Origin of the sequence: Janthinobacterium sp. SUN128 (assembly GCF_030587275.1) — a bacterium.
Lineage (GTDB): Bacteria > Pseudomonadota > Gammaproteobacteria > Burkholderiales > Burkholderiaceae_D > Janthinobacterium > Janthinobacterium lividum.
This window is the reverse complement of record NZ_JAPWHY010000001.1, coordinates 1908968-1932389: the sequence shown is the minus strand read 5'-3', so window position 1 is coordinate 1932389 and position 23422 is coordinate 1908968. Positions and strand designations below refer to the sequence as shown.

Below are 23422 nucleotides of genomic sequence, written 5' to 3'. Positions count from 1 at the left end.
CTCAATTTGATAAATATCAATGTAGTTGTCGTTCGGTGTTGCGATTGTGTTCACGCAGCGCTGCATGCGCGATGGCGGCGGCCGTGTGCCGGGCGGTGGCAGGGAGGACTGGAATGCGGTGCGGTGCGGCGTATCGAGCCGCTGCGGGAGTGTCGCCGTTTGCCGATGATGCCAGGATCAGTAGTGGGTCCTGGCGCCTTCGGCGGTGGCTTGGTCTGCTTCTTGCTGTTTTTATTGTTTCTGACTTTGCGGCTGGCGCGCAGTGCACGCGCCAGCCGGGCGATGCCGGATGCCGGCGCCCGTCAAAAATCCACGGCAGCCGACAGTTGCACGGTGCAGGGCGCCGATTGCGAAACGGTGCCATACGAGGCCACGCCGGCCCAGTAATGGCGGTCGAACGCGTTCATCAGGCCGCCGCGCAAGGTCGTCGCCTTGCCGGCGATGGCCGTGCGGTAGCGCAGGCCCAGGTCTACCTTGGTCCATGAAGGCACCGATTGCAGATTCGCCTGGTCCACATACTGCTTGCCCGTGTAGCTGACGGCGCCCGTGGCCGTCAAGCCGGGCCAGTACGGCACATCCCATTCGCCGCCCAGGTTGGCCATCGATGTGGGTACGCCGACGGGGCGCTTGCCCATGGTGGCGGCGTTGTTGCTCCTTGTCAGGCGCCCGTCGAGCAGGGTGATGCCGGCGAGCAGGCGCACGGTCTTGCTGGCGGCGCCGGACAGGTTCAGTTCCAGGCCCCGGTTGCGCTGTTCGCTGTCCATGCTGTACACCTTGCCATACAGTGCGCCACTGGGTTTGCTGACCTGGAACACGGCCAGGGTCGCCAGCACCACGCCGAAATCGGCCTTCGTGCCCACTTCATACTGCCGGCTCTTGTAGGGAGCGAACACCTGGCCCGCGTTGCTGGCGATGTTCGGCGCGATATCACCCTTGCTCAAGCCCTCGATATAGTTCGCGTACAGCGACACGTGGCGCCATGGCTTGACGACGATGCCGGCCAGCGGCGTCAATGCCCCCTGTTTGTAGCGAGTGGTCTGCGCGCCCGTGGTGGCGCTGTAGTTTTTCGATTCGACCAGCTGGCGGCGCACGCCCAGCGTCAGCTGCACGCGCTGCTCCAGCATGTCCAGGGTGTCGGCAACGGCCAGGCTGGAGAGGGTGGAGGCGGACAGCTTCGGCGCGCGGGCCGGCGCGGGAATGCCGGGGTCGGGCACGGCCACGGGATGGTAGATGTTCGAAGTGATGAGCTTGCCGGAATTGCTCACGCTGCCAAATTCGTCGCGGTAGACATTGCCCATCACGACCAGCGCATGTTCGATGCCGCCCGTGCGAAAGCGCGTGCGCACACCCGTGTCGCCGCTGGCGCGCCGCACGCGGAATTTCCAGTTCATGGGCGTGACCGTCATGTCGCCGGCCGCGCTGGTGATGGTCGGTGTCTGGTCCGAATAGCGCGATACGTCGGAGCGCGTGCCGCCCACATCGGCAAAGACGGTGACCTTGTCGTTCAGGTCGTATTCGAGCTTGCCCAAGGTGGCCAGGTCGTTGGACTTCCACCAGCCCCAGGATTGGGCGATGTTGCGGCGGCCATCGGGCGCTTCCGGCACGGGCAGGCGCGCGGCCACGAGGAAGGGGCGCGTGGGCGCGTCGATCCACTGGTATTGCTCGATCAGGTCAAGCGAGGCGCGCAGCCGTTGTCCCTGGTAATCGAGGGCGACAGCGGCCACTTCCGCGCGCGACGTCTGGTGGTCGAGCGGCGTGTGGCCCTGGCGGTGCAAGCCATTGAAGCGGATGCCGAAACGCCGCTCCTCGCCGAAGCGGCGGCTGACGTCGATGGCCGCGCCAGCCTGCGAACCCGAGCCGTAATCGACGGTCAGGCGCGTCAGGTCGCGCGGCAGCGAGCGTTTCGGCACGGCATTGACGACGCCGCCCACGCCGCCGTTTGGCGACATGCCGTACAGCAGGGCGGCCGGTCCCTTGAGCACTTCCACGCTCTGCAGGTATTCCGTAAACAGGTGGTAATTGGGCGACACGCCATACACGCCGTCAAACGCCACTTCGCTCAGATTACCCTCGTTGAGGGGAAAGCCGCGGATGAAGAAGGAATCCGTGACGCCGCCGATCTGGCCCGTGAAGCGGGTGGACGGGTCGCCGCCCAGCACCTCGGCCAGGGTCAGCGCCTGCTGGTCGAGCATGCGCTGGCTGGTGTAGCTGTTGACGCTGAACGGCGTATCGAGCAAGTCTTTTTCACCCAGCAGGCCGGCGCGCGCGCTTTTGGCGATCTGTCCGCCGGCATCCGCTTCGGCCTGACCATTCACCAGCACGGTGGCGAGCGGGGTGGATGCATCGGCCGCCGCCTGGGCGATCGCCTGCGGCGTCACGCTGGCAACGAGCAGGCCGGCGAGGATCAGCCGGGTGGTGAGGCGGGGATGGGTGGGTGGGGACTGTGGAATGGGCATCGAGGGCAAGTGTATGAAGTTAGTCGGAAGGAATTGCATGCACGACATTATAAATGAGAATCATTACGTTTTATAATGATTGGAATAGTCATTGCTGCCACGCTCATGACCATGCCGCGCGCGTGCCTGGAGGGCATTTCCGCACGGAAAATGGCCATCCTGGGCCTTCAGATCCGGATATTTGCTGTCTTATATAAGATTCGTCGCCATCGGATACACAAACAGCGGCAGGACAGTCTAAAATACGTGGTGGGCAAGCACGGCGTCACCGCCGGCACACTAGCCGTCCAAAGCAAGGCTAACCGTCCTGTGTTTGGAATGAAGAAAGTTAACCACCAGGCATCACCGCATACAAGGGAATGAACATGGCAACACAAAAATCCAAAATCATCTACACGCTGACTGACGAGGCGCCGCTGCTCGCGACGTATTCCCTGCTGCCAATTATCAAAAAATTCACCGCGCCGGCTGGCGTGGACGTCGTTTCCAGCGATATTTCGGTGGCGGCACGTGTACTGGCTGAATTTCCAGAATTCCTGACGGACGCGCAAAAAGTTCCGAACACCCTGGCTGAACTGGGCAAATTGACCCAGAATCCGGACACCAACATCATCAAACTGCCGAACATCAGCGCCTCGCAAGGCCAGCTGATCGCCTGCGTGCGCGAATTGCAAGGCCGCGGCTACAAGCTGCCGGACTATCCGGAAGATGCGAAGACGGATGAAGACAAGGCCCTGAAAGCCCGCTACGGCAAGTGCATCGGCAGCTCGGTCAACCCGGTCCTGCGCGAGGGCAATTCCGACCGCCGCGCACCGAAGGCCGTCAAAGAGTATGCGCGCAAGCACCCGCACTCGATGGGCGAGTGGAGCCAATCGTCGCAAACGCACGTCTCGCACATGCACCATGGCGACTTCTACCATGGCGAAAAATCGCTGACCCTGGAAAAGGCCCGCGACGTCAAGATGGAACTGGTCACGGCCTCGGGCAAGACCATCGTGCTGAAACCGAAGGTTTCCCTGCAAGCAGGCGAAATCATCGACAGCATGTTCATGAGCAAGAAAGCGCTGCTGGAGTTCTACGAGAAAGAAATCGACGACGCCTTCAAGACGGGCGTGATGTTCTCGCTGCACGTCAAGGCCACCATGATGAAGGTCTCGCACCCGATCGTTTTCGGCCACTGCGTGCGCATCTTCTACAAGGACGCGTTCGCCAAGCACGCCGCCCTGTTCGACAAGCTGGGCGTGAATGTCAATAATGGCATGAGCAACCTGTACGACAAGATCGAAACCCTGCCAGCGTCGCAAAAAGATGAAGTGCTGAAAGATTTGCACGCCTGCCACGCCAACCGTCCGGAACTGGCCATGGTCGATTCGGCCAAGGGCATCACCAACTTCCATTCGCCGAACGACATCATCGTCGACGCGTCGATGCCAGCCATGATCCGTATCGGCGGCAAGATGTGGGGCGCCGATGGCCGTCCGAAAGACGTCAAGGCAGTCATGCCGGAATCGACTTTCGCACGCATCTACCAGGAAATGATCGGCTTCTGCAAATGGCATGGCAACTTCGATCCGAAGACCATGGGCACCGTGCCGAACGTGGGCCTGATGGCGCAGCAAGCGGAAGAATACGGTTCGCACGACAAGACGTTTGAAGTGCCGGAAGGCGGCATCGCCAACATCACCGACCTGGAAACGGGCGAAGTGCTGCTGACACAAACGGTGGAAGAGGGCGATATCTGGCGCATGTGCCAGGTCAAGGACGCGCCGATCCGCGACTGGGTCAAGCTGGCCGTCACGCGCGCGCGCAACTCGGGCATGCCTGCCGTGTTCTGGCTCGATTCCTACCGTCCGCACGAGAACGAAGTCATCAAGAAGGTACAGGTTTACCTGAAGGATCACGACACCAAGGGCCTGGACATCCAGATCATGTCGCAGACGCGCGCCATGCGTTACACGCTGGAACGCGCCTTCCGCGGCCTGGACACCATCTCGGTGACCGGCAACATCCTGCGCGACTACCTGACCGACCTGTTCCCGATCCTGGAACTGGGCACCTCCGCCAAGATGCTGTCGATCGTGCCGCTGATGGCCGGTGGCGGCATGTACGAAACGGGCGCCGGCGGTTCGGCACCGAAACACGTCAAGCAACTGGTGGAAGAAAACCATCTGCGCTGGGATTCGCTGGGCGAGTTCCTGGCCCTGGCCGTGTCGCTGGAAGACATGGGCATCAAGACGGGCAATGCGAAGGCCAAAATCCTCGCGAAAACCCTGGACGAAGCTACCGGCAAGCTGCTGGACAACAACAAGTCGCCATCGCCACGTACCGGCGAGCTGGACAACCGCGGCAGCCATTTCTACCTGGCCATGTACTGGGCGCAAGCCCTGGCAGCGCAGAAGGACGATGCGGAACTGGCAGCGCATTTTGCGCCAGTAGCCAAAGCCCTGGCGGACAACGAAGAAAAGATCGTTGCCGAGCTGAAAGCGGTACAAGGCAAGGAAACGGATATCGGCGGCTACTACCTGCCAGATCCGGCGAAGACGGAAGCGGTCATGCGTCCTAGCGCCAGCCTGAATGCCGTGCTGGACAGCATCTGATGCAGTCATGAAGGCAGTCAGTTCTTGACTGCTGCCTGATAAGAAAACGCCGCCGGAAGCGATTCCGGCGGCGTTTTTCATTTCCCCTCAGGGTTATTGGTAGTGCTTGTAGACCTCGGTGTTGCCATTGCTCTTGACCAGCAAGACGTCATACGCATCCTTGCGCGGTCCTTCCATGCCTGGCGAGCCCATCGGCATTGCCGGCACGGCCAGGCCTTTGGCTTTGGGTTTCTCGCGCAGCAACTGTTTGATCTCGCTGGCCGGCACATGGCCTTCGATGGCGTAGCCGTTGACGAGGCCCGTGTGGCAGGAACCGAGCGCGTCGGGAATGCCGGCCAGCTTGCGGTATTGCGCCGGCATCTCGACATTCTTCGCGCGTACCGTAAAACCGTTCGCTTCCAGGTGCTTGATCCATGCGGAACAGCAGCCGCAGGAGGCGCTCTTGTAGACTTCAATGATGGGCAGGGCTGCCATGGCGAACGTGGGCAGGCCCAGCATGGCGGCGAAGGCGCCGCGCACCAAGAAATGTTTGATCATGTATTGCTTTCAGACGCAGTAAGGTTATCGTGGCCACCTTGGTGGCCTGCTTGGGACGAGCTTGGAATTTAAGCGGAAAGCGGTCGCGGCGGCCGGCGCGGGCCGTCGGGAATGAATCCCGCCAGCAAGGTGGCCGTGGCGATGGTGACTTGTTGCGCGCCGGTGCAGGCGGCGGCAGGAAGGGCCAGGGAAGGCGGCATCAGCGCGCCCAGGCAAAAGCCGGCGCAGGCGCCGCACGCGGGGTGCTTGGCAGGGGTCTTGTTGTCTTCCGGGGTGCTGGCGCTGTCCGGCATGGCGGACAGCGCAGCATGATGCTGGCAAGCCGCTGTCATCGCGGTGGCAGGCGAGGCAGCGAGCGGCGCGCACAGCCGCGTCGCGCCCGCGGCGGCCGCTTGCAGCGGCACCGTCATGATCAGCAGCAAGATCAGCCATGTTTTGAAGAGTCTTAGCATCGCCGAAAAGTATAGCATAGGGGCACTATCGCCAGGAGCTGGCGGCCGCTAGCGCGAGGCGGCCGCCAGCACCTTCGAGGCATACATGGCCCGGTCGGCGTGGCGCAGCAGCAGTTGCATGGTGTCGCCATCTTCCGGATAGTGGGCCACGCCGATGCTGACGGCGATCTGCAATTGCTGTCCGTTGCCCAGGTGCAGCGGCGTGGCCAGGGCCGCATGGATCTTTTGCTCGATCAGGCTGACGTCCACCGGCGCGGTATTGCTTTCCAGAAGCACGACGAATTCATCGCCGCCCATCCTGGCCAGGGTGTCGGTTTCGCGCATGCAATCGCGCAGGCGGCTCGCCACCGTTTGCAGCAGCAGGTCGCCACAGGCATGGCCGTGGTCGTCATTGACGCGCTTGAAGTTGTCGAGGTCCAGGAATAGCAGCGACAGCCGGCCTTCCTGGCGGTGCGCGCGCGCGAAGGCCGTGTGCAGGCGGTCGTGGAACAGGCGGCGGTTCGGCAGGCGGGTCAGCTCGTCGTGCATGGCCATGAACTGCATCTGCGTCTGCAACTGCCGGCGCTCGATGGCGGTGGCAAGTTGCTTGGCGACAAATTGCAGCAAATCCTGGTCTTGCTCCGTGCCGATGACGGCATCCTGGCCGCCCTGCAAGGCCAGCGCCCCGATGCTGCCCATGGAGGAATATAGCGGCACGGCAAGCCAGCACGAGGACAGGGCGCAGGCCGCCGTTTGCAGCGCCGCCGGCAGGCCAGCCAGTTGTCCCGCCTGCAGACGCAGGGGACGGCCGCTGCGCAGGACTTCGTCGCACAGCAGGCTGGCCAGGGACGACGTTGGCTGGGGCGCGCTGTCCTCGGCATGGGAAGTCATGGGAGGCTGTATGCCGTGTTCGTCATGCAGCAGCAAGGTCAGGCTGCGCGCGGGCAAGTGTTCGCCGATGATGAGCTGGATGCGGTGCAGCAGGGCGGGCAAGTCTTGCGTCGCCTGCATGGCTTCGGAGATGGCGTACAGCGCGGCCTGCTTTGCCTGGGCCTGTTTCAGCAAGGTGATGTCGCGCGCCACCGCCACGCGCAACTGGTCGGCGGCGGACCAGCGGGCGGACCACATGATGTGCGCCAGGCTGCCATCCTTGCGCAGGTAGCGGTTTTCAAAGTGCGTCTGCGCATGGCCATCCATGATGGCTTGCGCGGCGGCGAGGGTGCGGGCGCGGTCGGCGGGAGCGACCATGTCGAGCATGCGCTTGCCGATCATTTCCTGCTGTGTGTAGCCGAAGATGCGTTCGCAGGCGGTGCTGACGAAGACAAAGCGCCCCTCCACGTCGACCATGCACACGGCATCGAGCAACAAGTCGGTAAAGCTGGCCAGCGGCGCGCGCAGAATCTTGTGTTCCATAGTGGCATTTTAATGGACATTCCCTGCTGTGATTGAACTTGTTGGGAGCCAACGAGGCCAGCGGCATGAAAATGTTTCATTTCCCCGACGCTCATGCTTTGCCGTTTCTTGCCGTTAATGCAGTATTGCCATGCAGTACTTGCCATCACGCCAGAAACGTGACGCAAGGTTTGCCTGGCGTCAGGAAATTGCAAAAAAACTAAACATATCGATATCTTATGATGCCTCTTCTCGCTACTAGTAAGGTTACAGCCCCATGACCTCCATTTCTCCACTGTCAAGCTGGAACAGCGCCCCGTCACGGGCTTCCGCAGCCACGTCGAACCGCACGGAGGCCCCAGCGCCGTCGCCCGCCTCCTCGTCGTCTGCCATCGTTGCTCTCAGCCCGGAGAGCGTGAACGACGGCAAGCCGGCAGCGTTCGTCAAACCGCCGATGGTGTGGGAAAGCGCGACACGCGACAAGGTGAGCGAGGCCATGACGAAAAGTTTTTCCTCGTATGCGTTTGGCGGCCGCTTCAGCGGCCTGGGTGCAGCCATGCTGGGGCAGGCCAAGCTGGGTAACTACAATTTCTCGCAGGCGATGCGGCAGCCGCCACCGAGCACCACGCCGAATATCTATGGCGCATCCGGCATCGCGCCCGGCAGCCTGCATGGCAATGGCGAAGACCGGGTTTCCCTCAGCATCACGACCAAGAGTGGCGTGGAAGTCAAGCTGTCGCTCGACAGCCAGGGCGACGGCCTGGCCGTGAACATGACGACCAGCGGCGACCTCAGCGATGCTGAAGCCAGTGCCCTGGGCGATCTGGCGAAGGGTTTCCAGGAAGCCATTGACGGCATGGGACAAAGTACGCCGAAAATCAAGCTGGAAGGCTTGATGCAGTTCGACCAGCAAGTGCTCGAATCGGTGAAGCTGCATGCGGAAGTCAAGGTGCGGGGCGAGCCGGAAAGTGTGCAGACCCTGGATTTCCAGGCCGATGGCGCGCAGCGCAAGGTCAGCTTCAGCGGCGTGGCCGGCAGCCTGGACCTGAAGGTCGACGCCAGTCAGCTCAATACCCTGGGCAGCAAGGAGCGGCAAGCCAAGGCCGTGGACAGTTATATGAAGCAGTTCGACCAGGCGGCATCGCGCGGCCATGGCGACGCGGGCCTGGTGGCCATGCTCAAGGATAGCTTCACGGCCTTGCACAGCAATGCCGCCGCGCCGCAAGTGGCCACGGACAATCCCGAGACGGGCAAGTGGCGCCTGGCGGCCGAGGACAAGTCCATCCTGACGGGGCTGGCGGATTTCAGCGCCTCCGTGTCGCAAGCCGTGAAATTCAGCAATCCCATGCGCAGCGCGGAAAAGGATGGCTTCAACTATGAAGTGTCGCAGAAGACGGCGCAGACCGGTGCCAGCCAGGATGAGCGTTCAATCAGGCAACAACAGCAATCGAAGCTGAGCGCCAGCTTCCATGAGACGCTCGTTCCCGGCGTGCCGCTGCGCCTGATGGACAACACGGAATCGCAGAACTATACCTATCACCAGATCGAGGATACGGCCAGCAGCGATGCGCAGGTGGCCTACAAGGATGGCAAGATGGTGAAGGCGAGCTTGCGGCAGGAGGGTAGCCAGTCCGAGCGCGTCATGAAGTATTTCCTGGGCAAGCTGGAATCGGACAAGACCACGCCGGGCAATTATTCCGTGCTGCGCGACTTGCTGCCCGTGCTGGGACCGTACAAGTCGGGCGAGAAGGAGATGACGCCCGAGGCGCGCCTGGAGCAGCGCAAGCAGGCGTTGCTGACCTTGAGCGATGACGTGCTGTTGCAATCGTATGCGGGCCGTACCATCAGCCTGTGGCAAGCCGATGTGCTGCCGGAGACGGGCCAGGCCGCCTGAACATAGGCAGCGCCCAATGCAAAAAGCCCGTCTTCCTGCGAAGACGGGCTTTTTTGCTTCAGCTTGATACGGCGCAAGCAGCCTATGCCTTGGCCTTGCTTTGCTTGATCCAGTAGCCGACGCCCAGCGCGGCGAGCCACACGGGTATCAGGTAGACGGAGATGCGCAGGCCCGGCGTCAGATACATGATCACCAGGATGCCGGCCAGGAAGACCAGGCACAGGTAGTTGGTGAACGGGTAGCCCAGGCTCTGGAACAAGGTCGTCTTGCCTTCGATTTTTTTCTGCGCGCGGAAGCGCAAATGGATCCAGCTGATCATGGCCCAATTGATGATCAGCGCCGACACCACGAGTCCCATCAGCACTTCAAACGCTTCTCCCGGCATGAAGTAATTGACCACCACGCAGGCGCCCGTCGCCAGGGCCGATACGCCCAGCGCGACGAGCGGCACGCCGCGGCGGTTCAGGTGCAGCAGCGCGCGCGGCGCATTGCCTTGCTTGGCCAGGCCGAACAGCATGCGCGTGTTGCAATACACGCCGCTGTTATACACGGACAGGGCGGCCGTCAGCACCACCACGTTCAGGGCCGTGGCCACCAGGTTGCTGTCGAGCGCATGGAAGATCAGCACGAACGGGCTGCCGCCGGTGACGACGTTTTGCCACGGGTACAGCGACAGCAAAATGCCCAGCGCGCCGATGTAGAAAATCAGGATGCGGTAGATGGCCTGGTTGGTGGCGCGTGGAATCGTCGTGCTCGGATCGTCCGCCTCGGCCGCCGTGATGCCCACCAGTTCCAGGCCGCCGAACGAAAACATGATGACGGCCATGGCCATCACCAGGCCTTGCCAGCCATTCGGGAAGAAGCCGCCGTGCTGCCACAGGTTGGCCACCGACGCCTGCGGGCCCGCGTCGCCGGAGGCCAGCAGGTACGCGCCGAAGACGATCATGCCGATGATGGCGACCACCTTGACGAGGGCGAACCAGAATTCCATCTCGCCAAACGCCTTGACGTTCAACAGACTGATGGCGTTGATGACGCAAAAGAAGATGAGCGCCGAAACCCAGGTGGGCACGCCCGGCCACCAGTACTGCACGTAGATGCCGACGGCCGTCAGTTCGGCCATGCTGACGAGCACATACAGCACCCAGTAATTCCAGCCCGACAAAAAGCCGGGCAGGTGGCCGCAGTATTTGTCGGCAAAATAGCTGAAGGAGCCGGCGACGGGTTCGTCGACCACCATCTCGCCCAGCTGGCGCATGATCAGGAAGGCGATGACGCCGGCGATGCCATAGCCCAGCAGGACAGAGGGGCCGGCCATCTTGATGGTTTGCGCGATGCCCAGAAACAGGCCGGTGCCGATGGCGCCGCCCAGGGCGATGAGCTGGATGTGGCGGCTTTTCAGGCCGCGCTTGAGCTCTTGTGGTTCGGTAATCCCGACTGCCGTCATATGTTTTATCCTGTTTTTACGGGGCTGAGGTCGCTGATTCTAAAGCATGAACGGGCAAATCAGGAGCGAAATGCATGTTGCACTGCGGAGGCGCAAGAAAAGCCCCGCATCTTCGCTGAACGGCGCGCAAAACGGCGCTCCGGGCGTCCGCGTTCATGCGCCGGCCGCGACGATGGCCGGTTCGTACGTGGCCAGGAACTCGGGCGGCAGGCGGCGCGCGCGGCCGCTGCTCAATTCGATGCAGATCAATTCCCAGCGTCCGCGCACGACGGTGGCGCCGTCGCTGTCGCGGATCAGCTGGAAGCGCCGTTCCATGCTGGAGCGGCCATCGCTGGCGCACAGCCAGGTAGCCAGCGTCAGTGCTTCGCCGGCCCGCGTCGGCAGCAGGTAGTCGTATTCGCCGCGACGTATCGCCATGGCCCGGTCCAGGCGCCGGTAATCGTCCAGGTCCAGCCCCAGGGTGGCCGAATGGTGCCAGGCGATATGCTCGCACCAGCGCACGTAGACGGCGTTATTCGTGTGCTGCAAACCGTCGATGTCACCCGGTTCGGGCGTGACGGGCAGGGTATGGGCGTGCGGATAATCCCAGTTCAAGTGCATTCCTTTCGATACGGTGGCGGCTGATTGTACGGTCTGGCGGCGCTTCCTGTCTCTGGCACACGCATGAAAAAACACTGTTTTTCACATTGATGTATGATGCATCATAATTTTTCAAGGGTCAAAAAAACGCATGAACCAGCCATTGGACAGTCTGGTGCACGTCAACCTGGGCAAGTCCGTGTACGCCATGCTGCGCGAAGCGCTGGCGGCCGGGCGCTTCCAGCCGAATGACCGGCTGCGCATCCGCGAGCTGGCGCTGCAGCTGGGCACCAGCGTCACGCCCGTGCGCGACGCCATGCTGCAGCTGGTGCAGGAAGAGGCGCTGGTGCTGCGCTCGCCGCGCGACTTCCGCGTGCCCGTGCTGAGCGTGGCGCGCTACCTGGAAATCCGCGCGCTGCGCCTGGAACTGGAAGGCTTGGGCGCGGCCGAGGCGGCGCAGCGTATCGACGGCGCCACCCTGGCCGACCTGGAACGCCTGCTGCAGGCGAATGAAGAGGCCATCGCGCGGCACGACCTGGCGGCGGCCCTGCAATGCAACCAGGCGTTTCACCTAGGCCTGGCGCAGGCGGCCGGCATGCCGACCTTAAAACGCTTCGTCGACCACCTGTGGATGCAGACGGCGCCCCTGATCGCCGCCGGCTACGCCAGTTTTTCGCCCGACATGCGGGTGGGCCACCACCACGCCATCATCAGCGCGCTGCGCCAGCGCGACAGCGCGGCCGCGCGGCGCGCCATCGAACAGGACATTCTCGACGGCGGGACGCAGATGCTGGCCTATGTCATGCGCCAGGAGCGCATCCACGCCGGCGCAACCGGACAAGAACACGACGAGGAAGAACATGACGAACATCCAGCACAAGATTGAACAGAAAACCGCCATCGTCACGGGTGCCAGCCGCGGCATCGGCCACGCCGTCGCGGAGCGCTTCCGCAGCCTGGGGTGGAGGGTCATCACCGTCTCGCGCAGCCCGATTCCCGGCGGCTGCCCGCGCAGCCAGGAGCACAACACGCATGTATGCATGGATTTGTCGGACCTGAGCCAGATCGGGCAGATGGTCGAGACGCTGCGTCCCATGCTGGGCGACTCGAAACTGCATGCCCTGGTCAACAATGCGGGCGTGTCGCCAAAGGGACCGGGCGGCTCGCGCGTCAATTCGCTGACCACCGACATGCAGACGTGGCAGGAAATGTACAACACGAATTTCTTTGCGCCGCTGGCCCTGACGCGCGGCTTCGCGCAGGAATTGTCGAATGCGCATGGCGCTGTCGTGAACCTGTGCTCGATCGCCGGCTACCGCGTGCACCCGTTTGCCGGCTCGGCCTATGCCAGTTCGAAGGCGGCGCTGGCGTCGCTGACGCGTGAAATGGCCAACGACATGGCGCCGCTGAACGTGCGCGTCAATGCCATCGCGCCCGGCGAGATCGATACGGCCATCCTGTCGCCCGGCACTTCGCACATCGTCGACACGCAGATTCCCCTGCGCCGCCTGGGCACGACGGCCGAAGTGGCCGACCTGGTGGAGTTCCTGTGCAGCGAGCGCGCCTCATATATCACGGGCGCGGAAATCCCCATCGACGGCGGCCAGCGTATTTAATTGAAAAGGAAGATCGCATGACACAGCATATCGGCATCGTCGGCTGCTCGGCCGAAGGCGCAGCCCTGTGCTACCGCACGATTTGCGAAGAGGGCGCGCATGCGCTGGGGGCATATGAACACCCGGAAGTATCGATGCACACGCCGTCGCTGGCGCGTTACGTGGATTGCCTGAACGGGGGCGACCTGGCAGGCGTGGCCGAACTGATGCTGGCATCGGCGCGCAAGCTGGCCGCCGCCGGCGCCGATTTCCTGATCTGCCCCGACAACACCATCCACCAGGCATTCGAGCTGATGGCGCCCCGTTCGCCGCTGCCATGGCTGCATATCGCGGACGTCGTGGCCAGCGAAGCGGCGGCGCGCGGTGTCCGGCGGGTGGGCCTGACGGGAACGCGCTGGCTGATCGACAGCGCCGTGTATCCGGACAGGCTGGCCGCGCGCGGCATCGCCTGCGTGCGGCCCGGCGAGGACGAGCGCAGCGAGATCAACCGCATCATCATGGAAGAACTGGTGCCGGGCGTGGTCAAGGGGGACAGCGTGGCGCGCTTCCAGGCCGTCATTGCCGGCTTGCGGGAGCAGGGCTGTGACGCCGTCATCCTCGGCTGCACGGAAATCCCGCTGATCATCAGCGATGCCAATTCGCCGCTGCCGACGCTCGATTCCACGCGCTTGCTGGCGCGCGCCGCCTTGCGCCGGGCGCTGGAAACCTAGCGTTCCAGCTGCGCCTGCAGCGCGGCCACCACCAGTGCGTGGTCGTCGGCTTGCGCCAGGCCGGAGACGGTCACCGTGCCCACCAGTCCCACGCCGCGTATCAGCAGGGGGAAGGCGCCGCCGTGGCCCGCGTACTCAATGTCATCGAGGTATTTCACGTCTTCGAAGGTGCTGCCGCGGCTTTTATACGAGATGCCCATGTAGTAGGAGCTGCGGCAAAAGCGCTGTACCGTATTGTTCTTGCGGCGTATCCAGTCCGCCTGGTCCGCCGTGGCGCCCGTCATGGCGTGGTGGAACAGGATTTGACCGTTGCGCGTGATGTTGACGGTGACGGCCTTGCCCCGCTTGCGCACTTCCTCGACGATCCACAGGCCCACGGCCAGCGCGGCGTCGTTGTCGAAGCGTTCGAATTGCAGGGATTCTTCCTGTTGCGCCAGGGTTTGCAGCAAATCGGCGTAATGATCCATCGTGGAGGCGGGTAGTAGTGGCTGGAAGCGCTACTGTAGCGCACCACGGGGCAGCCGCGCGCGCTTTTTCCGTGGCGCGGCTAAAATAGGCCGCATGAACCTGTCCCTGTTTACCGATGAAGACCAGGCCCCGGCCGGGCCGGCGCCGCTGGTGCCTGGCTCTTCCGCCTCGGTGCTGCTGCGCGGTTTTGCGCTGCCGTATCTGGACGAGGTGCTGCCGGCGCTGGACGCCATCGTGCTGGCGGCGCCCCTGCGCCACATGGCCACGCCGGGCGGTTTGCGCATGTCCGTTGCCATGAGCAATTGCGGCCCTCTCGGCTGGGTCACGGATGGACGCGGTTACCGGTATGCGCGGCTCGATCCGGCCAGCGGCCTGCCTTGGCCGCCGATGCCGCCCGTGTTCCTGCGCCTGGCGCAGCAGGCGGCGCTGGCGGCCGGCTATCCGGGCTTTGCTCCCGATGCCTGCCTGGTCAACCGTTATGCGCCCGGTGCGCGCATGGCCCTGCACCAGGACCGCGATGAATGCGATTTCACCGCGCCCATCGTTTCCGTCTCGCTGGGCTTGCCCGCCACCTTCCTGTTCGGCGGGGCGGAGCGGGCCGACAAGGCTGCGCGCATCGGCTTGCTGCATGGCGACGTGGTGGTGTGGGGCGGCACCGACCGCCTGCGCTTCCACGGCGTGGCGCCACTGAAGGAGGGTGAACACGCGGTGCTGGGTCCGCAGCGCATCAATTTGACGTTTCGCAAGGCTAGCTGATCTGCCCATTTGCCTCATTAATGCAAGTTGCTTGCAAATGTGATTGTTTTTCTCCATGATATGCAACTTGTTTGCATATGGAGCCACCAACATGAAGCGCGATCCGATTTCCTCGCCCCTGCCCGACGTGGCGGCCGGCCCCCATCTGGGCAGTCCCTTGCCGCTGGAGTGGGTCGGCATGCAGGGCATCGCCTTGCCGCTGTGGCTGGAGGAGGGCGGGCAGGCCCAGCAAGTGCATGCCTGGGCCGACGTGCACGTGGATTTACCCGACCCGCGCGTGAAGGGCATCCACATGTCGCGCCTGTACCTGCTGCTCGATGCGTTTGCCGCCGCGCAGCCGCTCGATGCCGGGGGCCTGGCCGCCGTGCTGCGGCGTATGGTGGACAGTCACGCCGATTGCGGCAGCACGCAGGCGCGCATGGCACTGGCCTTTCCCTTGCTGCGGCGCCAGCCGGCGCTGCTGACGGCGGGACTGTCGGGCTGGAAATCGTATCCCGTGCGCCTGCAGGCCAGCTGTTCGCCACAGGGCTTTGCGCTATCCCTGACGGTGGAGATCGGCTACTCGTCGACCTGTCCGTGTTCGGCGGCGCTGTCGCGGCAACTGCTGGCCGACGCCTTTGCGGCGCAGTTCGGCGCGGGCGGCATCGACGGCGCGGCCGCGCGCGCCTGGCTGCAGGAACACGCCAGCCTGGCTACGCCGCACAGCCAGCGCAGCACGGCAACGGTCACCGTGCCATTGACGCAGCAGGCGGAGCTGGACCTGTTCCCCCTGATCGACCTGGTGGAAGCGGCGCTGGCGACGCCGCTGCAGACAGCCGTGAAACGGGCGGACGAACAGGCGTTTGCGCGCCTGAATGGTGCTAATCTGATGTATGTGGAAGACGCGGCCCGCCGCGTGCAGGCGGCGCTGGTGCTCAGGTATGCGCAGGCCAGCGTTAGCGTGCGGCATATGGAAAGCCTGCATCCGCACGATGCCGTGGCGCAGGCGGGCAAGCTTGCCTGAGCTTTTCACCCAATCACCGTCGAGGAGGACAGCATGCCGGAGAAAATCGAGCGGGAGCCTGACGAGGGCAGCCTGGAAGAGGAACTGGAGCGGGAGCGGCGCGAACATACGCTGATCGACGAGGAAAAGCTGGGCATGGACGAGTTGGAGGAGGAACATCTGAAGCGGGAGCGCCCGCCGGGCGGGCTGGCAGGGCGCTAGAATCAAGGCGACGTCATCATCGCTGGCATCGCGCCGCGCTGCCCGGTACAATTTCGCTTTGTCCTTCTCCCCCAACCCCGGAGGCTCATGAAATATCGCGCATTGTTCCCGTTCATCCTCGGCCTGGCAGGCGCCATTCCGGCCGCCTCGCAAGCCCAGGCCGCCACCATCTGCACCGCCATGGCGGACGCCAAGACGGGCGCCGTCCTGCTGCAAGAGGGTAATTGCCTCGACCGCGTCACCCCCGCATCCACGTTCAAGATCGCGCTCAGCCTGATGGGCTATGACGCCGGCTTCCTCAAGGACGAGCACAAGCCCAGCTTGCCGTACCGCCAGGGCTACGTGGACTGGGGCGGCGAAGCCTGGCGCCAGGATACGGATCCGTCGCGCTGGATGCAGTATTCCGTCGTCTGGTATTCGCAGCAGATCACGCAGGCGCTGGGCGCCGAGCGCTTCCAGAAATACGCCAAGGCTTTGCGCTATGGCAATGCAGACGTCTCGGGCGACCCGGGCAAGGACAACAGCCTGGAACGTTCGTGGATCAGCTCTTCGCTGAAGATCTCTCCGCTGGAACAGCTGGGTTTCTTGCGCAAGCTGGTCAATTACCAGCTGCCCGTGACGAAGCAGGCGATGGAAGCAACCCAGCGCCTGACCCGCCTGGCAGACGTGGACGGCTGGCAAGTGCATGGCAAGACGGGCGCGGCATTCCCGCGCAAGGCCGACGGCAGCTTCGACGAGGCGCATGGCTACGGCTGGTTCGTGGGCTGGGCCAGCAAGGGCGAGCGCAGCATCGTCTTTGCGCGCCTGGTGCAGGACGAGCAGAAAGGCCAGCAGTCCGCGGGCTTGCGCACGCGCGAAGCCATGCTGAAAGAATTGCCGGCCCTGCTGGAGCAGGCGCAGAAGTGACGGCCAGCATCGTCGCCGCCACCTTCATCGCGACCGAGGGCGAGTACCTGGAAGCCGTCATCGAGGTGGGCGGCCAGCGCCTGCACGTGATGGACGAGTTCGGTGGCGGGCAGATGGCCGCCGGCGCGCACGTCCAGCTCGAACTGTGGCCCATGCCCGGCGAGATGGATGACTGGGACACCATCTTCCGCGCCAACCCGGGTGAAGAAAAACGCCTGCAGCGCCTCGATGGCTGGCGCTACCTGGCGTTGGGCGTCGTGACCCAGGTCGATCCCGTCATCTGCGACTGCGGCCTGTTGCAGCTGGAAAACCCGTTTACAACGCATGACGCGCGCTGCATTGGCGCCTATGTCGGCATCACCCTGGCCCGCCTGGATGCTTGCCTGCCGTAAATTCCGGCCCGCTTTGTTGCCCGCCCTATATACTTGCTGAAACGGATTTTCCGGCATCAGACAAGGTACAGGCATGGCATCAGGCATGGAGCAGTTTCAGGAAAAAGCACGGCAGGCATTCATATGGGCGCGCGCGCAGGCATGGCGCGTGGCGCGTGCGGGGTGGGCAAGGGCGGTGGCGCTGTACCGGCGCGGCCGCGCGCATTTGATGACCTTGCCGCCCGTGCGGCGCGCGCTGGTGCTGGCCTTATGGTCTTTCCTGGCCGTGCTGGCGCTGCTGACTGCATACATGCTGCTGCTGATTCCCCTGACACCGAGCATCCACGACTTGCGCCAGGCGCGCGCGGCCGCGCCGAGCACCATGGTCAGCGCGGATGGGCAGGAATTGGCCCGCTTCGACCAGGGCTTGCAGGAACGCGTCACCTTGAAACAGATTTCGCCGAACGTGATCAGCGCGCTGATCTCGACGGAAGATCACCGTTTCTACGACCACCACGGCATCGACTTCACGCGCACGGCGGGCGCCATCCTGCATACAGCGGGAGGCAATCCCCAGGGCGGTTCCACCATCACGCAGCAGCTGGCGCGCAATATGTTCCCCGAGGAAATCGGCCGCTCGCGCAACCTGAACCGCAAGCTGAAGGAACTGATCACGGCCCTCAAGATCGAGGCCACCTACAGCAAGACGGAAATCCTGGAAGCGTACCTGAACACCGTACCCTTCCTGTACAACACCTACGGCATCGAGATGGCGGCCCGCACCTATTTCGACAAGCCCGCCTCGCGCCTCGATATCCTGGAAAGCGCCACCCTGGTCGGCATGCTCAAGGGGACGAATTACTACAATCCGGTCGGCAATCCCGAACGCTCGCTGCAACGCCGCAACGTGGTGCTGGGGCAGATGCGCAAGCATGACGTCATCGATGAGGCGCGCTACAAACAGTTGATCAAGCGCCCGCTGCGCCTGCATTTCGAGCGCCAGAGCGAACGGGCGCAATCGGACAGCCATTTCACGGCCTATGTGCGCAAGTGGCTGATCCAATGGGCCGACGAGAACGACTACAACCTGGAACTCGACGCCCTCGTGGTGCACACCACGCTCGATTACGACTTGCAGCAGGCGGCCGAGCGCGCCGTCGAACGCCAGGCGAATGCCTTGCAGGCGATTGCCGACGTGGAATGGAGCCGCGCGGGCGTGCCGTCGTCCACCTCGACAGGCATGTACGCGGGCATGCAGGGCGGCAGCGTGCCGTTCGATTATTTCTGGAAATCGCATCCGGCCCTGCTGGACGCCTTCGTGCGCGAGTCGGGCGACTACCGCAAGCTGACGGCCGCCGGCGGCACGCCGGACGACGCGCTGGCGCAACTGAAAGGCGACCGCGCCTTCATGGCGGCCCTGCGCAAGTCGAAGACGCGCCTGGAAGCGGGCTTTACGGCCATGGATCCGGCCACGGGCGCCGTGCGTGCCTGGGTGGGCAGCCGCGACTTTGCGCGCGAACAGTTCGACCATGTGTCGCAGGCGGCGCGCCAGCCCGGCTCCACCTTCAAGCCCATCGTGTATGGCGCCGCGCTGGAAAAGGGCTTGAGTCCCGAGCACGTCTACCGCGACGCCGTGATGGATATCAAGGCGGCCGACGGCACGATATGGCGCCCGACGGACATGAGCGGCACCACGGGGCGCGACATGACCATGCGTGACGGCCTCGTCTACTCGAAAAACACCATCACGGCGCAGGTGATGCAGGACGTCGGCTTGCCGCCCATCATCAAATTGGCGCGCGCGCTCGGTATCCGCGACAGCAAGCTGGAAAAAGTGCCGTCGCTGGCGCTGGGCACCAGTCCCGTCACCTTGCTGGAAATGGTCAACGCCTACGCCAGCATCGCGGCCCAGGGCGAAGCCCGCCTGCCGTTTGTCGTCACGCACATCACCGACCGCGAAGGCAAGGTCATCGCCCGCTTTGGCGAAGACAAGCCCAAGCGCGCCATGCAGGCAGCATCGGCGTCTACCTTGACGGATATGATGCGCGGCGTCATCGACCGTGGCACGGGCACGGCCATCCGCAGCCGCTTCGGTATCCGCTCCGACGTGGCCGGCAAGAGCGGCACCACGCAAAACAATGCGGATGGCTGGTTTATCCTGATGCACCCGGAACTGGTGGGCGGCGCCTGGGTCGGTTTCAATGACGCGCGGGTCACCATGCGCAGCAATTACTGGGGCCAGGGCGGCCACAACGCCGTGCTGGTGGTGGGCGACTTCTTCAAGACGGCGCTCGACACGGGCAAGCTGTCGCGCGACGCCATCTTCCCCGGCGGCAAGCCGCCACCGCCGCTGCGCCATGTCGAGCCGGTCGAAGAGCCCGAGGATGAACCGGTGGAAGAGCCCGGCGATTTGCTGCAAGAGGGCGCACCGCCGGCGCCGCTGGCAATGCCGGCCGAAGGCGACGGCGGACAGGAATCGCATGGCAAGGCGGTGCCGGAGCCGGCGCCAGCCCCGGCACCGCAGCCCGCTCCAGTGCCGGCGCCGCAAGGCTGAGCACCGGGGTGTTGTGGCGTTTTATTGATAGCGACTGATAGCGGGAGCCATGCGGATGATTGCATTCAAACACGGCAGTGTCATCACTGAGATTGGCTTCGAGAATGCGTTTTACTCCCTGTTTTCCACGGTGGCCGTCCACCTGGAAGACGGCCGCTGGGGTTCACGGTTTCCGCATATCATGGAAAAACTCTACCAGGGCAGGCTGGACGCCGCAGATGCGCCGGCTGCCTGCCTGCAAATGCAGGCCATCAAGAGAGGCCTTGCCGCGCTGGCGCCGACGGAAGTCGTCTGGGATATGCATGACCGTGCGAAGGAACCGCCCTGGGGGAGCGCCATCGGCCCCAACGTGACGTCCATGGCAAATTACCATGCGACGACGGCCGGCCGGAGTCTGCTCGACGAGATGGCCGGCTGCGTAGCGGCGCTGGCCGCACTTGGCGGGATGCTGGAGATTATCCCGTTTGATGGCATTCCTCCATTTTACTATCCCGACTAGCCAGCCTCAGGCCGGGAGATGCTGACTCCCGGACGGCCGCCGCGGCATGGCCATGCGTGAGTGTCATGGCGGGAATGGCCGGTCTACAGCGTATTGCGCCTCAAGCCCGCTTCCCGCACGAACACTTGCAGCGCCGGCATGGTCTGCTGGTGCAGCGCTTCCAGTTCCGCTTCCAGCGCGGGCCGGATGACGAGGCTGCCGTCGGCCTGGCGGTGCACGGGCAGGCCCAGTGCTTGCGCCATTTCCACCGGGTAATTCGTGAAGTTTCCGTACGGGCGCTTGCCGTCGACGGACGGGGTGGGCCAACAGCCTTCGCCCAGGTAGTCTTCCGCCGCCATGCCCAGCATTTCCAGCGGCAGCCACGACTGCTGGCGCAGCAGTTGCAGGTGCCGGGTGGTAAACGTGAACGGCGCCTTGCCGTTGGCATAGCTGCCCGGCTTCAGCCTGGCCATCTGCACGAAGTGGGGCAGCAGCAGTGCCGCTTCCATCAGGCGCTGCGCGGCCAGCGCCGCATCCTTGCTGGCGATGGCTTGCATGGCCAGTTCCAGGGCGTCTCCTTTTCCCAGCGGGTAGGCCGGATTGAGCATGGGCGCGCCGCTTTCCACGGGCGACCAGCCGATGTTGAAACGCCGTATCAACGCCAGATGGTGCACATTGAGCACCTTGGGCAGCGGAGCGTCGAGGGTGGCCAGGATGCGCTGGCGCACGGCGCGGGGCAGGCCGCCGCCGTCGGCTGCGCGCGCGAGCACGGGCGAACATAGCAGGGCGCCGGCGAGGCGCAGCAGCTGGCGCCGCAGGGGCTGGATCAGGCGCGACATCACGGCGCCGTCAAGTCCTGGCGCTGGAACTCGATGCGGTTTTCCTGGTAGTCCCACTTGGTGTAGGGGCCGAACACGCGCCGGTTTTCCTTGCTGTCGGCATTCGACAGCTCGCGTTTCATGCGCCGTACCAAAGCGGGATCCGTGAGGGGCGCCGTCGTGGCGGCGAACACGTCATGCCGCACGCTTTGCTTGGCATCGGCGCCGCGCGAAATGATGGTGAGCTTGCGCGAGGCCGGGTCGAAGTACAGGCGCATGGCGAAGGTATTCATGTCTTGCAGGTACAGGCCGTCGTCGCGCTGCTGGGCATAAAAATAGTCGCCGCAGACGGCCTTCGGCTCGCGTTTCCATTCGCAGGACAGGGCGATCAGCAGATGCCGCTCATCGAGTTGCTTGACCGAAATGCGTCCTTTGGAATAGCCCCAGGTACTGGCCGGCACGGTCGCCGACGAGGCAAGATTGTATTCGCCCACCAGCTTGGTCAGGGGGAGGGAAGATTGCGCCGAGGCGCTGATGCAGAGAGTCAAGGCGGCTGCCGCTGCGGCGCCGCGTATCTTGGTAAATGGTGTCATGATGGCCATAAAGAAAAGTTGCCATATTATAGATGGCAACTTTTCAATCTGGCCACGCGCTAGCGCAGCGCGCCGGCCTTACTTCAGCTTGCTCAATTCCGCCACGTCGATCTTGACGGCCTTGCCCTCGGTGGCGGCCACCAGGGTCAGGAAGTGGGGTGTCGCATAGTGCGCCGTCAGGGCCGCCTTGTCGGCCCATTCTTCCAGCATGATGAAGCGCGTGGGAATCTTGTTGTCGAGGTGCAGTTCGTAGCGCAGGCAGCCGCTTTCCGCGCGGCTGGGCGGCACGACGGCTTCCAGGGCGGCGCGCACGGCGTCGATATGGTCGGCTTGGGCATCGATGGTGGCGACGACGATCAGGGTCATGGTGGTCCTTGTGGTTGGGGTTCCGGCAGCTTAGCGCATCTGGCGCTTCCTTGCCGGCCGGCCACCATGGGGCTGCGCCGCAACGGCTTGCGGCGCAGCTGGCACTCCTTAGGCCGCTTGCAGTGCGCCGATCTGCTCGAAGGCGCCCGTCAACGCCTGCGCCCGGGCTTCGTCGCTGACCTTGACGCCTTCGGCGCGCACGATCTCGATCTGCGTGACGCCGAGGAAGCCGAGGAAGGCGCGCAGATGGCTTTCCTGATGTTCCAGGGCCGCCATCGGCGTGTCGGCGCCGTAATAGCCGCCGCGCGTCGAGGCGATGATCACGCGCTTGCTGCCCAACAAACCTTCGGGGCCGTTGGCGCCATATTGGAACGTCTTGCCGGGCACGGCCAGCGCATCGAGCCACGACTTGAGCTGGCTGGGGATGGCAAAGTTGTACATGGGCGCGCCGATGACGATGACGTCGGCGGCCAGCACTTGCTCCAGCGCGCCGGCCAGCACTGCGCCGTCGGCGGCGCTGGGGGCTGCCGTAAATTGCGGCAACGGTTGCGCGGCCAGGTCGCGGTACTGGGCGGTGGCGCCAGGCGCGGCCGCTTGCAGGCGGGCGACGATGGCGGCGGACAATTGGCGGCTGATGGAATGCTCGCCGAGGATGCTTGAATCGATGTGCAGGATGTTCATGTGGGCCTTCTTGGGTGGTATGATCGGGTGGTATGTTTTTGTAACCGAGTTAAATATAGTGACTATCAAATGAACGCACAAGAAGGCACTTTTTCCACACTGGGGCACACGGATGTGACTATTGGCGACGCCGCCGCGCAAGGGGCGGAGCTGGAACGGCGCATGCGCGACGAAGGCGGCCATGCGGGCGTGGCCGCTTCCTGCCGCCCGATCACGGACATCCTCACGCGCGTGGGCGACAAATGGAGCGTGATGGTGGTGATATTGCTCGGCAATGGCACCAAGCGCTTCAACGAGATGCGCCGCCTGATCGGCGGCATCTCCCAGCGCATGCTGACGCTGACCCTGCGCGGGCTCGAGCGCGACGGCCTGGTGACGCGCACCGTGTTCCCCACCGTGCCGCCGCGCGTCGACTACGCCTTGACGGACCTGGGCCGCTCGCTGCTGATCCCCATCAGTGCGCTGGGCGCCTGGGCCCATGGCCACCGCGACGCCATCGATGCGGCGCGGCTGGCGTTTGATGCCAAGGCAGCGAAGCAGTTGCCAGCCGACGACTAAGCCAGCTCGA

The 23422-nt window shown here is 64.0% G+C and carries 24 protein-coding genes; 13 read left to right on the top strand and 11 right to left on the bottom strand.

Annotation, left to right across the window (positions count from 1 at the left end):
* Positions 1 to 302: 302 nt before the first annotated feature.
* Entirely contained in the window at positions 303 to 2456 is a 2154-nt protein-coding gene (locus O3297_RS08785) for a TonB-dependent siderophore receptor (RefSeq protein WP_305048400.1), read from the bottom strand.
* Between the two features lie 365 nt (positions 2457 to 2821).
* On the opposite strand from O3297_RS08785, the gene O3297_RS08780 reads away from it, so the two are divergent.
* Entirely contained in the window at positions 2822 to 5053 is a 2232-nt protein-coding gene (locus tag O3297_RS08780; protein ID WP_034786464.1) for an NADP-dependent isocitrate dehydrogenase, read from the top strand.
* 93 nt (positions 5054 to 5146) lie between these two features.
* On the opposite strand, the gene O3297_RS08775 is transcribed toward O3297_RS08780, so the two are convergent.
* The 3 genes from O3297_RS08775 to O3297_RS08765 form a co-directional block, all read right to left on the bottom strand.
* A complete protein-coding gene (locus tag O3297_RS08775; protein WP_305048399.1) occupies positions 5147 to 5590 on the bottom strand; it encodes a DUF411 domain-containing protein in 444 nt (147 codons plus the stop codon).
* A gap of 68 nt (positions 5591 to 5658) precedes the next feature.
* Positions 5659 to 6042 carry a hypothetical protein gene (locus O3297_RS08770; protein ID WP_305048398.1) on the bottom strand — a complete coding sequence of 128 codons (384 nt, stop codon included), beginning with the start codon at positions 6040 to 6042 and terminating at the stop codon, positions 5659 to 5661.
* A gap of 48 nt (positions 6043 to 6090) precedes the next feature.
* Positions 6091 to 7434, bottom strand: coding sequence for a diguanylate cyclase domain-containing protein (locus O3297_RS08765; protein WP_070280651.1), 1344 nt, complete (start codon positions 7432 to 7434; stop codon positions 6091 to 6093).
* Positions 7435 to 7690: 256 nt separating this feature from the next.
* Between O3297_RS08765 and O3297_RS08760 the strand changes: the two genes are divergently transcribed.
* Positions 7691 to 9307 (top strand): hypothetical protein, encoded by a 1617-nt coding sequence (locus O3297_RS08760; RefSeq protein ID WP_305048397.1) that lies wholly within the window; start codon positions 7691 to 7693, stop codon positions 9305 to 9307.
* 82 nt (positions 9308 to 9389) lie between these two features.
* Here the strand turns inward: O3297_RS08760 and O3297_RS08755 are convergent, their stop codons facing one another.
* Together O3297_RS08755 and O3297_RS08750 are read right to left on the bottom strand one after the other, a co-directional pair.
* Positions 9390 to 10754, bottom strand: coding sequence for an amino acid permease (locus O3297_RS08755; protein ID WP_070256931.1), 1365 nt, complete (start codon positions 10752 to 10754; stop codon positions 9390 to 9392).
* A gap of 153 nt (positions 10755 to 10907) precedes the next feature.
* Positions 10908 to 11348, bottom strand: coding sequence for a thioesterase family protein (locus O3297_RS08750; RefSeq protein ID WP_205412592.1), 441 nt, complete (start codon positions 11346 to 11348; stop codon positions 10908 to 10910).
* 136 nt (positions 11349 to 11484) lie between these two features.
* Here O3297_RS08750 and O3297_RS08745 point away from each other — a divergent pair, with 136 nt between their 5' ends.
* The 3 genes from O3297_RS08745 to O3297_RS08735 are packed head-to-tail and all read left to right on the top strand — an operon-like array spanning position 11485 to position 13659.
* Positions 11485 to 12219, top strand: coding sequence for a GntR family transcriptional regulator (locus tag O3297_RS08745; RefSeq protein ID WP_305048396.1), 735 nt, complete (start codon positions 11485 to 11487; stop codon positions 12217 to 12219).
* On the top strand, positions 12194 to 12949 hold the full coding sequence (locus O3297_RS08740) for an SDR family NAD(P)-dependent oxidoreductase (protein WP_070256933.1): 756 nt from the start codon (positions 12194 to 12196) through the stop codon (positions 12947 to 12949). The genes O3297_RS08745 and O3297_RS08740 overlap by 26 nt, the downstream gene beginning before the upstream one ends.
* A 17-nt stretch (positions 12950 to 12966) precedes the next feature.
* The gene (locus tag O3297_RS08735) at positions 12967 to 13659 is read left to right on the top strand and encodes an aspartate/glutamate racemase family protein (RefSeq protein WP_305048395.1); all 693 of its coding nucleotides are present in this window, start codon (positions 12967 to 12969) and stop codon (positions 13657 to 13659) included.
* Here the strand turns inward: O3297_RS08735 and O3297_RS08730 are convergent.
* A complete protein-coding gene (locus O3297_RS08730; protein WP_034786432.1) occupies positions 13656 to 14126 on the bottom strand; it encodes a heme-degrading domain-containing protein in 471 nt (156 codons plus the stop codon). The two genes, O3297_RS08735 and O3297_RS08730, sit on opposite strands and share 4 nt — an antisense overlap.
* Positions 14127 to 14220: 94 nt before the next feature.
* Between O3297_RS08730 and alkB the strand changes: the two genes are divergently transcribed.
* The 7 genes from alkB to O3297_RS08695 all read left to right on the top strand — a co-directional run bounded on the left by alkB (position 14221) and on the right by O3297_RS08695 (position 20417).
* Positions 14221 to 14883: a DNA oxidative demethylase AlkB gene (gene alkB / locus O3297_RS08725; RefSeq protein ID WP_305048394.1), complete on the top strand. Its 663-nt coding sequence runs from the start codon at positions 14221 to 14223 to the stop codon at positions 14881 to 14883.
* A gap of 91 nt (positions 14884 to 14974) precedes the next feature.
* Positions 14975 to 15886: a GTP cyclohydrolase FolE2 gene (folE2, locus tag O3297_RS08720; protein ID WP_305048393.1), complete on the top strand. Its 912-nt coding sequence runs from the start codon at positions 14975 to 14977 to the stop codon at positions 15884 to 15886.
* Positions 15887 to 15919: 33 nt separating this feature from the next.
* Positions 15920 to 16087: a hypothetical protein gene (locus O3297_RS08715; protein WP_305048392.1), complete on the top strand. Its 168-nt coding sequence runs from the start codon at positions 15920 to 15922 to the stop codon at positions 16085 to 16087.
* An 87-nt stretch (positions 16088 to 16174) separates the two neighbouring features.
* A complete protein-coding gene (gene blaOXA, locus O3297_RS08710; protein WP_034786430.1) occupies positions 16175 to 16993 on the top strand; it encodes a class D beta-lactamase in 819 nt (272 codons plus the stop codon).
* Positions 16990 to 17385, top strand: coding sequence for a hypothetical protein (locus O3297_RS08705; RefSeq protein WP_099387958.1), 396 nt, complete (start codon positions 16990 to 16992; stop codon positions 17383 to 17385). The genes blaOXA and O3297_RS08705 overlap by 4 nt, the downstream gene beginning before the upstream one ends.
* A 73-nt stretch (positions 17386 to 17458) precedes the next feature.
* Entirely contained in the window at positions 17459 to 19918 is a 2460-nt protein-coding gene (locus O3297_RS08700; RefSeq protein ID WP_305048391.1) for a penicillin-binding protein 1A, read from the top strand.
* A 55-nt stretch (positions 19919 to 19973) separates the two neighbouring features.
* Positions 19974 to 20417, top strand: coding sequence for an Imm70 family immunity protein (locus O3297_RS08695; protein ID WP_305048390.1), 444 nt, complete (start codon positions 19974 to 19976; stop codon positions 20415 to 20417).
* 83 nt (positions 20418 to 20500) lie between these two features.
* On the opposite strand, the gene O3297_RS08690 is transcribed toward O3297_RS08695, so the two are convergent.
* The 4 genes from O3297_RS08690 to O3297_RS08675 all read right to left on the bottom strand — a co-directional run bounded on the left by O3297_RS08690 (position 20501) and on the right by O3297_RS08675 (position 22854).
* A complete protein-coding gene (locus tag O3297_RS08690) occupies positions 20501 to 21235 on the bottom strand; it encodes a hypothetical protein (protein ID WP_305048389.1) in 735 nt (244 codons plus the stop codon).
* Positions 21235 to 21807 (bottom strand): hypothetical protein, encoded by a 573-nt coding sequence (locus O3297_RS08685; RefSeq protein ID WP_176375792.1) that lies wholly within the window; start codon positions 21805 to 21807, stop codon positions 21235 to 21237. Before O3297_RS08685 ends, O3297_RS08690 begins: the two co-directional genes overlap by 1 nt.
* A gap of 78 nt (positions 21808 to 21885) precedes the next feature.
* Positions 21886 to 22173: a putative quinol monooxygenase gene (locus tag O3297_RS08680; protein WP_070256952.1), complete on the bottom strand. Its 288-nt coding sequence runs from the start codon at positions 22171 to 22173 to the stop codon at positions 21886 to 21888.
* 108 nt (positions 22174 to 22281) lie between these two features.
* On the bottom strand, positions 22282 to 22854 hold the full coding sequence (locus O3297_RS08675) for an FMN-dependent NADH-azoreductase (protein ID WP_305048388.1): 573 nt from the start codon (positions 22852 to 22854) through the stop codon (positions 22282 to 22284).
* Between the two features lie 162 nt (positions 22855 to 23016).
* Between O3297_RS08675 and O3297_RS08670 the strand changes: the two genes are divergently transcribed.
* Entirely contained in the window at positions 23017 to 23412 is a 396-nt protein-coding gene (locus O3297_RS08670) for a helix-turn-helix domain-containing protein (RefSeq protein ID WP_070280625.1), read from the top strand.
* Positions 23413 to 23422 lie beyond the last annotated feature (10 nt).

What these genes read in the sequence shown, in the direction of transcription:
- folE2 (WP_305048393.1), top strand. Translation starts at nt 14,975, where the DNA reads ATGAAGCGCGATCCGATTTCCTCGCCCCTGCCCGACGTGGCGGCCGGC.
- O3297_RS08765 (WP_070280651.1), bottom strand. Translation starts at nt 7,434, where the DNA reads ATGGAACACAAGATTCTGCGCGCGCCGCTGGCCAGCTTTACCGACTTG.
- O3297_RS08775 (WP_305048399.1), bottom strand. Translation starts at nt 5,590, where the DNA reads ATGATCAAACATTTCTTGGTGCGCGGCGCCTTCGCCGCCATGCTGGGC.
- O3297_RS08685 (WP_176375792.1), bottom strand. Translation starts at nt 21,807, where the DNA reads ATGACACCATTTACCAAGATACGCGGCGCCGCAGCGGCAGCCGCCTTG.
- O3297_RS08745 (WP_305048396.1), top strand. Translation starts at nt 11,485, where the DNA reads ATGAACCAGCCATTGGACAGTCTGGTGCACGTCAACCTGGGCAAGTCC.
- O3297_RS08700 (WP_305048391.1), top strand. Translation starts at nt 17,459, where the DNA reads ATGGCATCAGGCATGGAGCAGTTTCAGGAAAAAGCACGGCAGGCATTC.
- O3297_RS08675 (WP_305048388.1), bottom strand. Translation starts at nt 22,854, where the DNA reads ATGAACATCCTGCACATCGATTCAAGCATCCTCGGCGAGCATTCCATC.
- O3297_RS08695 (WP_305048390.1), top strand. Translation starts at nt 19,974, where the DNA reads ATGATTGCATTCAAACACGGCAGTGTCATCACTGAGATTGGCTTCGAG.
- blaOXA (WP_034786430.1), top strand. Translation starts at nt 16,175, where the DNA reads ATGAAATATCGCGCATTGTTCCCGTTCATCCTCGGCCTGGCAGGCGCC.
- O3297_RS08780 (WP_034786464.1), top strand. Translation starts at nt 2,822, where the DNA reads ATGGCAACACAAAAATCCAAAATCATCTACACGCTGACTGACGAGGCG.
- O3297_RS08760 (WP_305048397.1), top strand. Translation starts at nt 7,691, where the DNA reads ATGACCTCCATTTCTCCACTGTCAAGCTGGAACAGCGCCCCGTCACGG.
- O3297_RS08785 (WP_305048400.1), bottom strand. Translation starts at nt 2,456, where the DNA reads ATGCCCATTCCACAGTCCCCACCCACCCATCCCCGCCTCACCACCCGG.
- O3297_RS08715 (WP_305048392.1), top strand. Translation starts at nt 15,920, where the DNA reads ATGCCGGAGAAAATCGAGCGGGAGCCTGACGAGGGCAGCCTGGAAGAG.
- O3297_RS08690 (WP_305048389.1), bottom strand. Translation starts at nt 21,235, where the DNA reads ATGTCGCGCCTGATCCAGCCCCTGCGGCGCCAGCTGCTGCGCCTCGCC.
- O3297_RS08670 (WP_070280625.1), top strand. Translation starts at nt 23,017, where the DNA reads ATGCGCGACGAAGGCGGCCATGCGGGCGTGGCCGCTTCCTGCCGCCCG.
- O3297_RS08770 (WP_305048398.1), bottom strand. Translation starts at nt 6,042, where the DNA reads ATGCTAAGACTCTTCAAAACATGGCTGATCTTGCTGCTGATCATGACG.
- O3297_RS08735 (WP_305048395.1), top strand. Translation starts at nt 12,967, where the DNA reads ATGACACAGCATATCGGCATCGTCGGCTGCTCGGCCGAAGGCGCAGCC.
- O3297_RS08730 (WP_034786432.1), bottom strand. Translation starts at nt 14,126, where the DNA reads ATGGATCATTACGCCGATTTGCTGCAAACCCTGGCGCAACAGGAAGAA.
- O3297_RS08740 (WP_070256933.1), top strand. Translation starts at nt 12,194, where the DNA reads ATGACGAACATCCAGCACAAGATTGAACAGAAAACCGCCATCGTCACG.
- O3297_RS08755 (WP_070256931.1), bottom strand. Translation starts at nt 10,754, where the DNA reads ATGACGGCAGTCGGGATTACCGAACCACAAGAGCTCAAGCGCGGCCTG.
- O3297_RS08680 (WP_070256952.1), bottom strand. Translation starts at nt 22,173, where the DNA reads ATGACCCTGATCGTCGTCGCCACCATCGATGCCCAAGCCGACCATATC.
- alkB (WP_305048394.1), top strand. Translation starts at nt 14,221, where the DNA reads ATGAACCTGTCCCTGTTTACCGATGAAGACCAGGCCCCGGCCGGGCCG.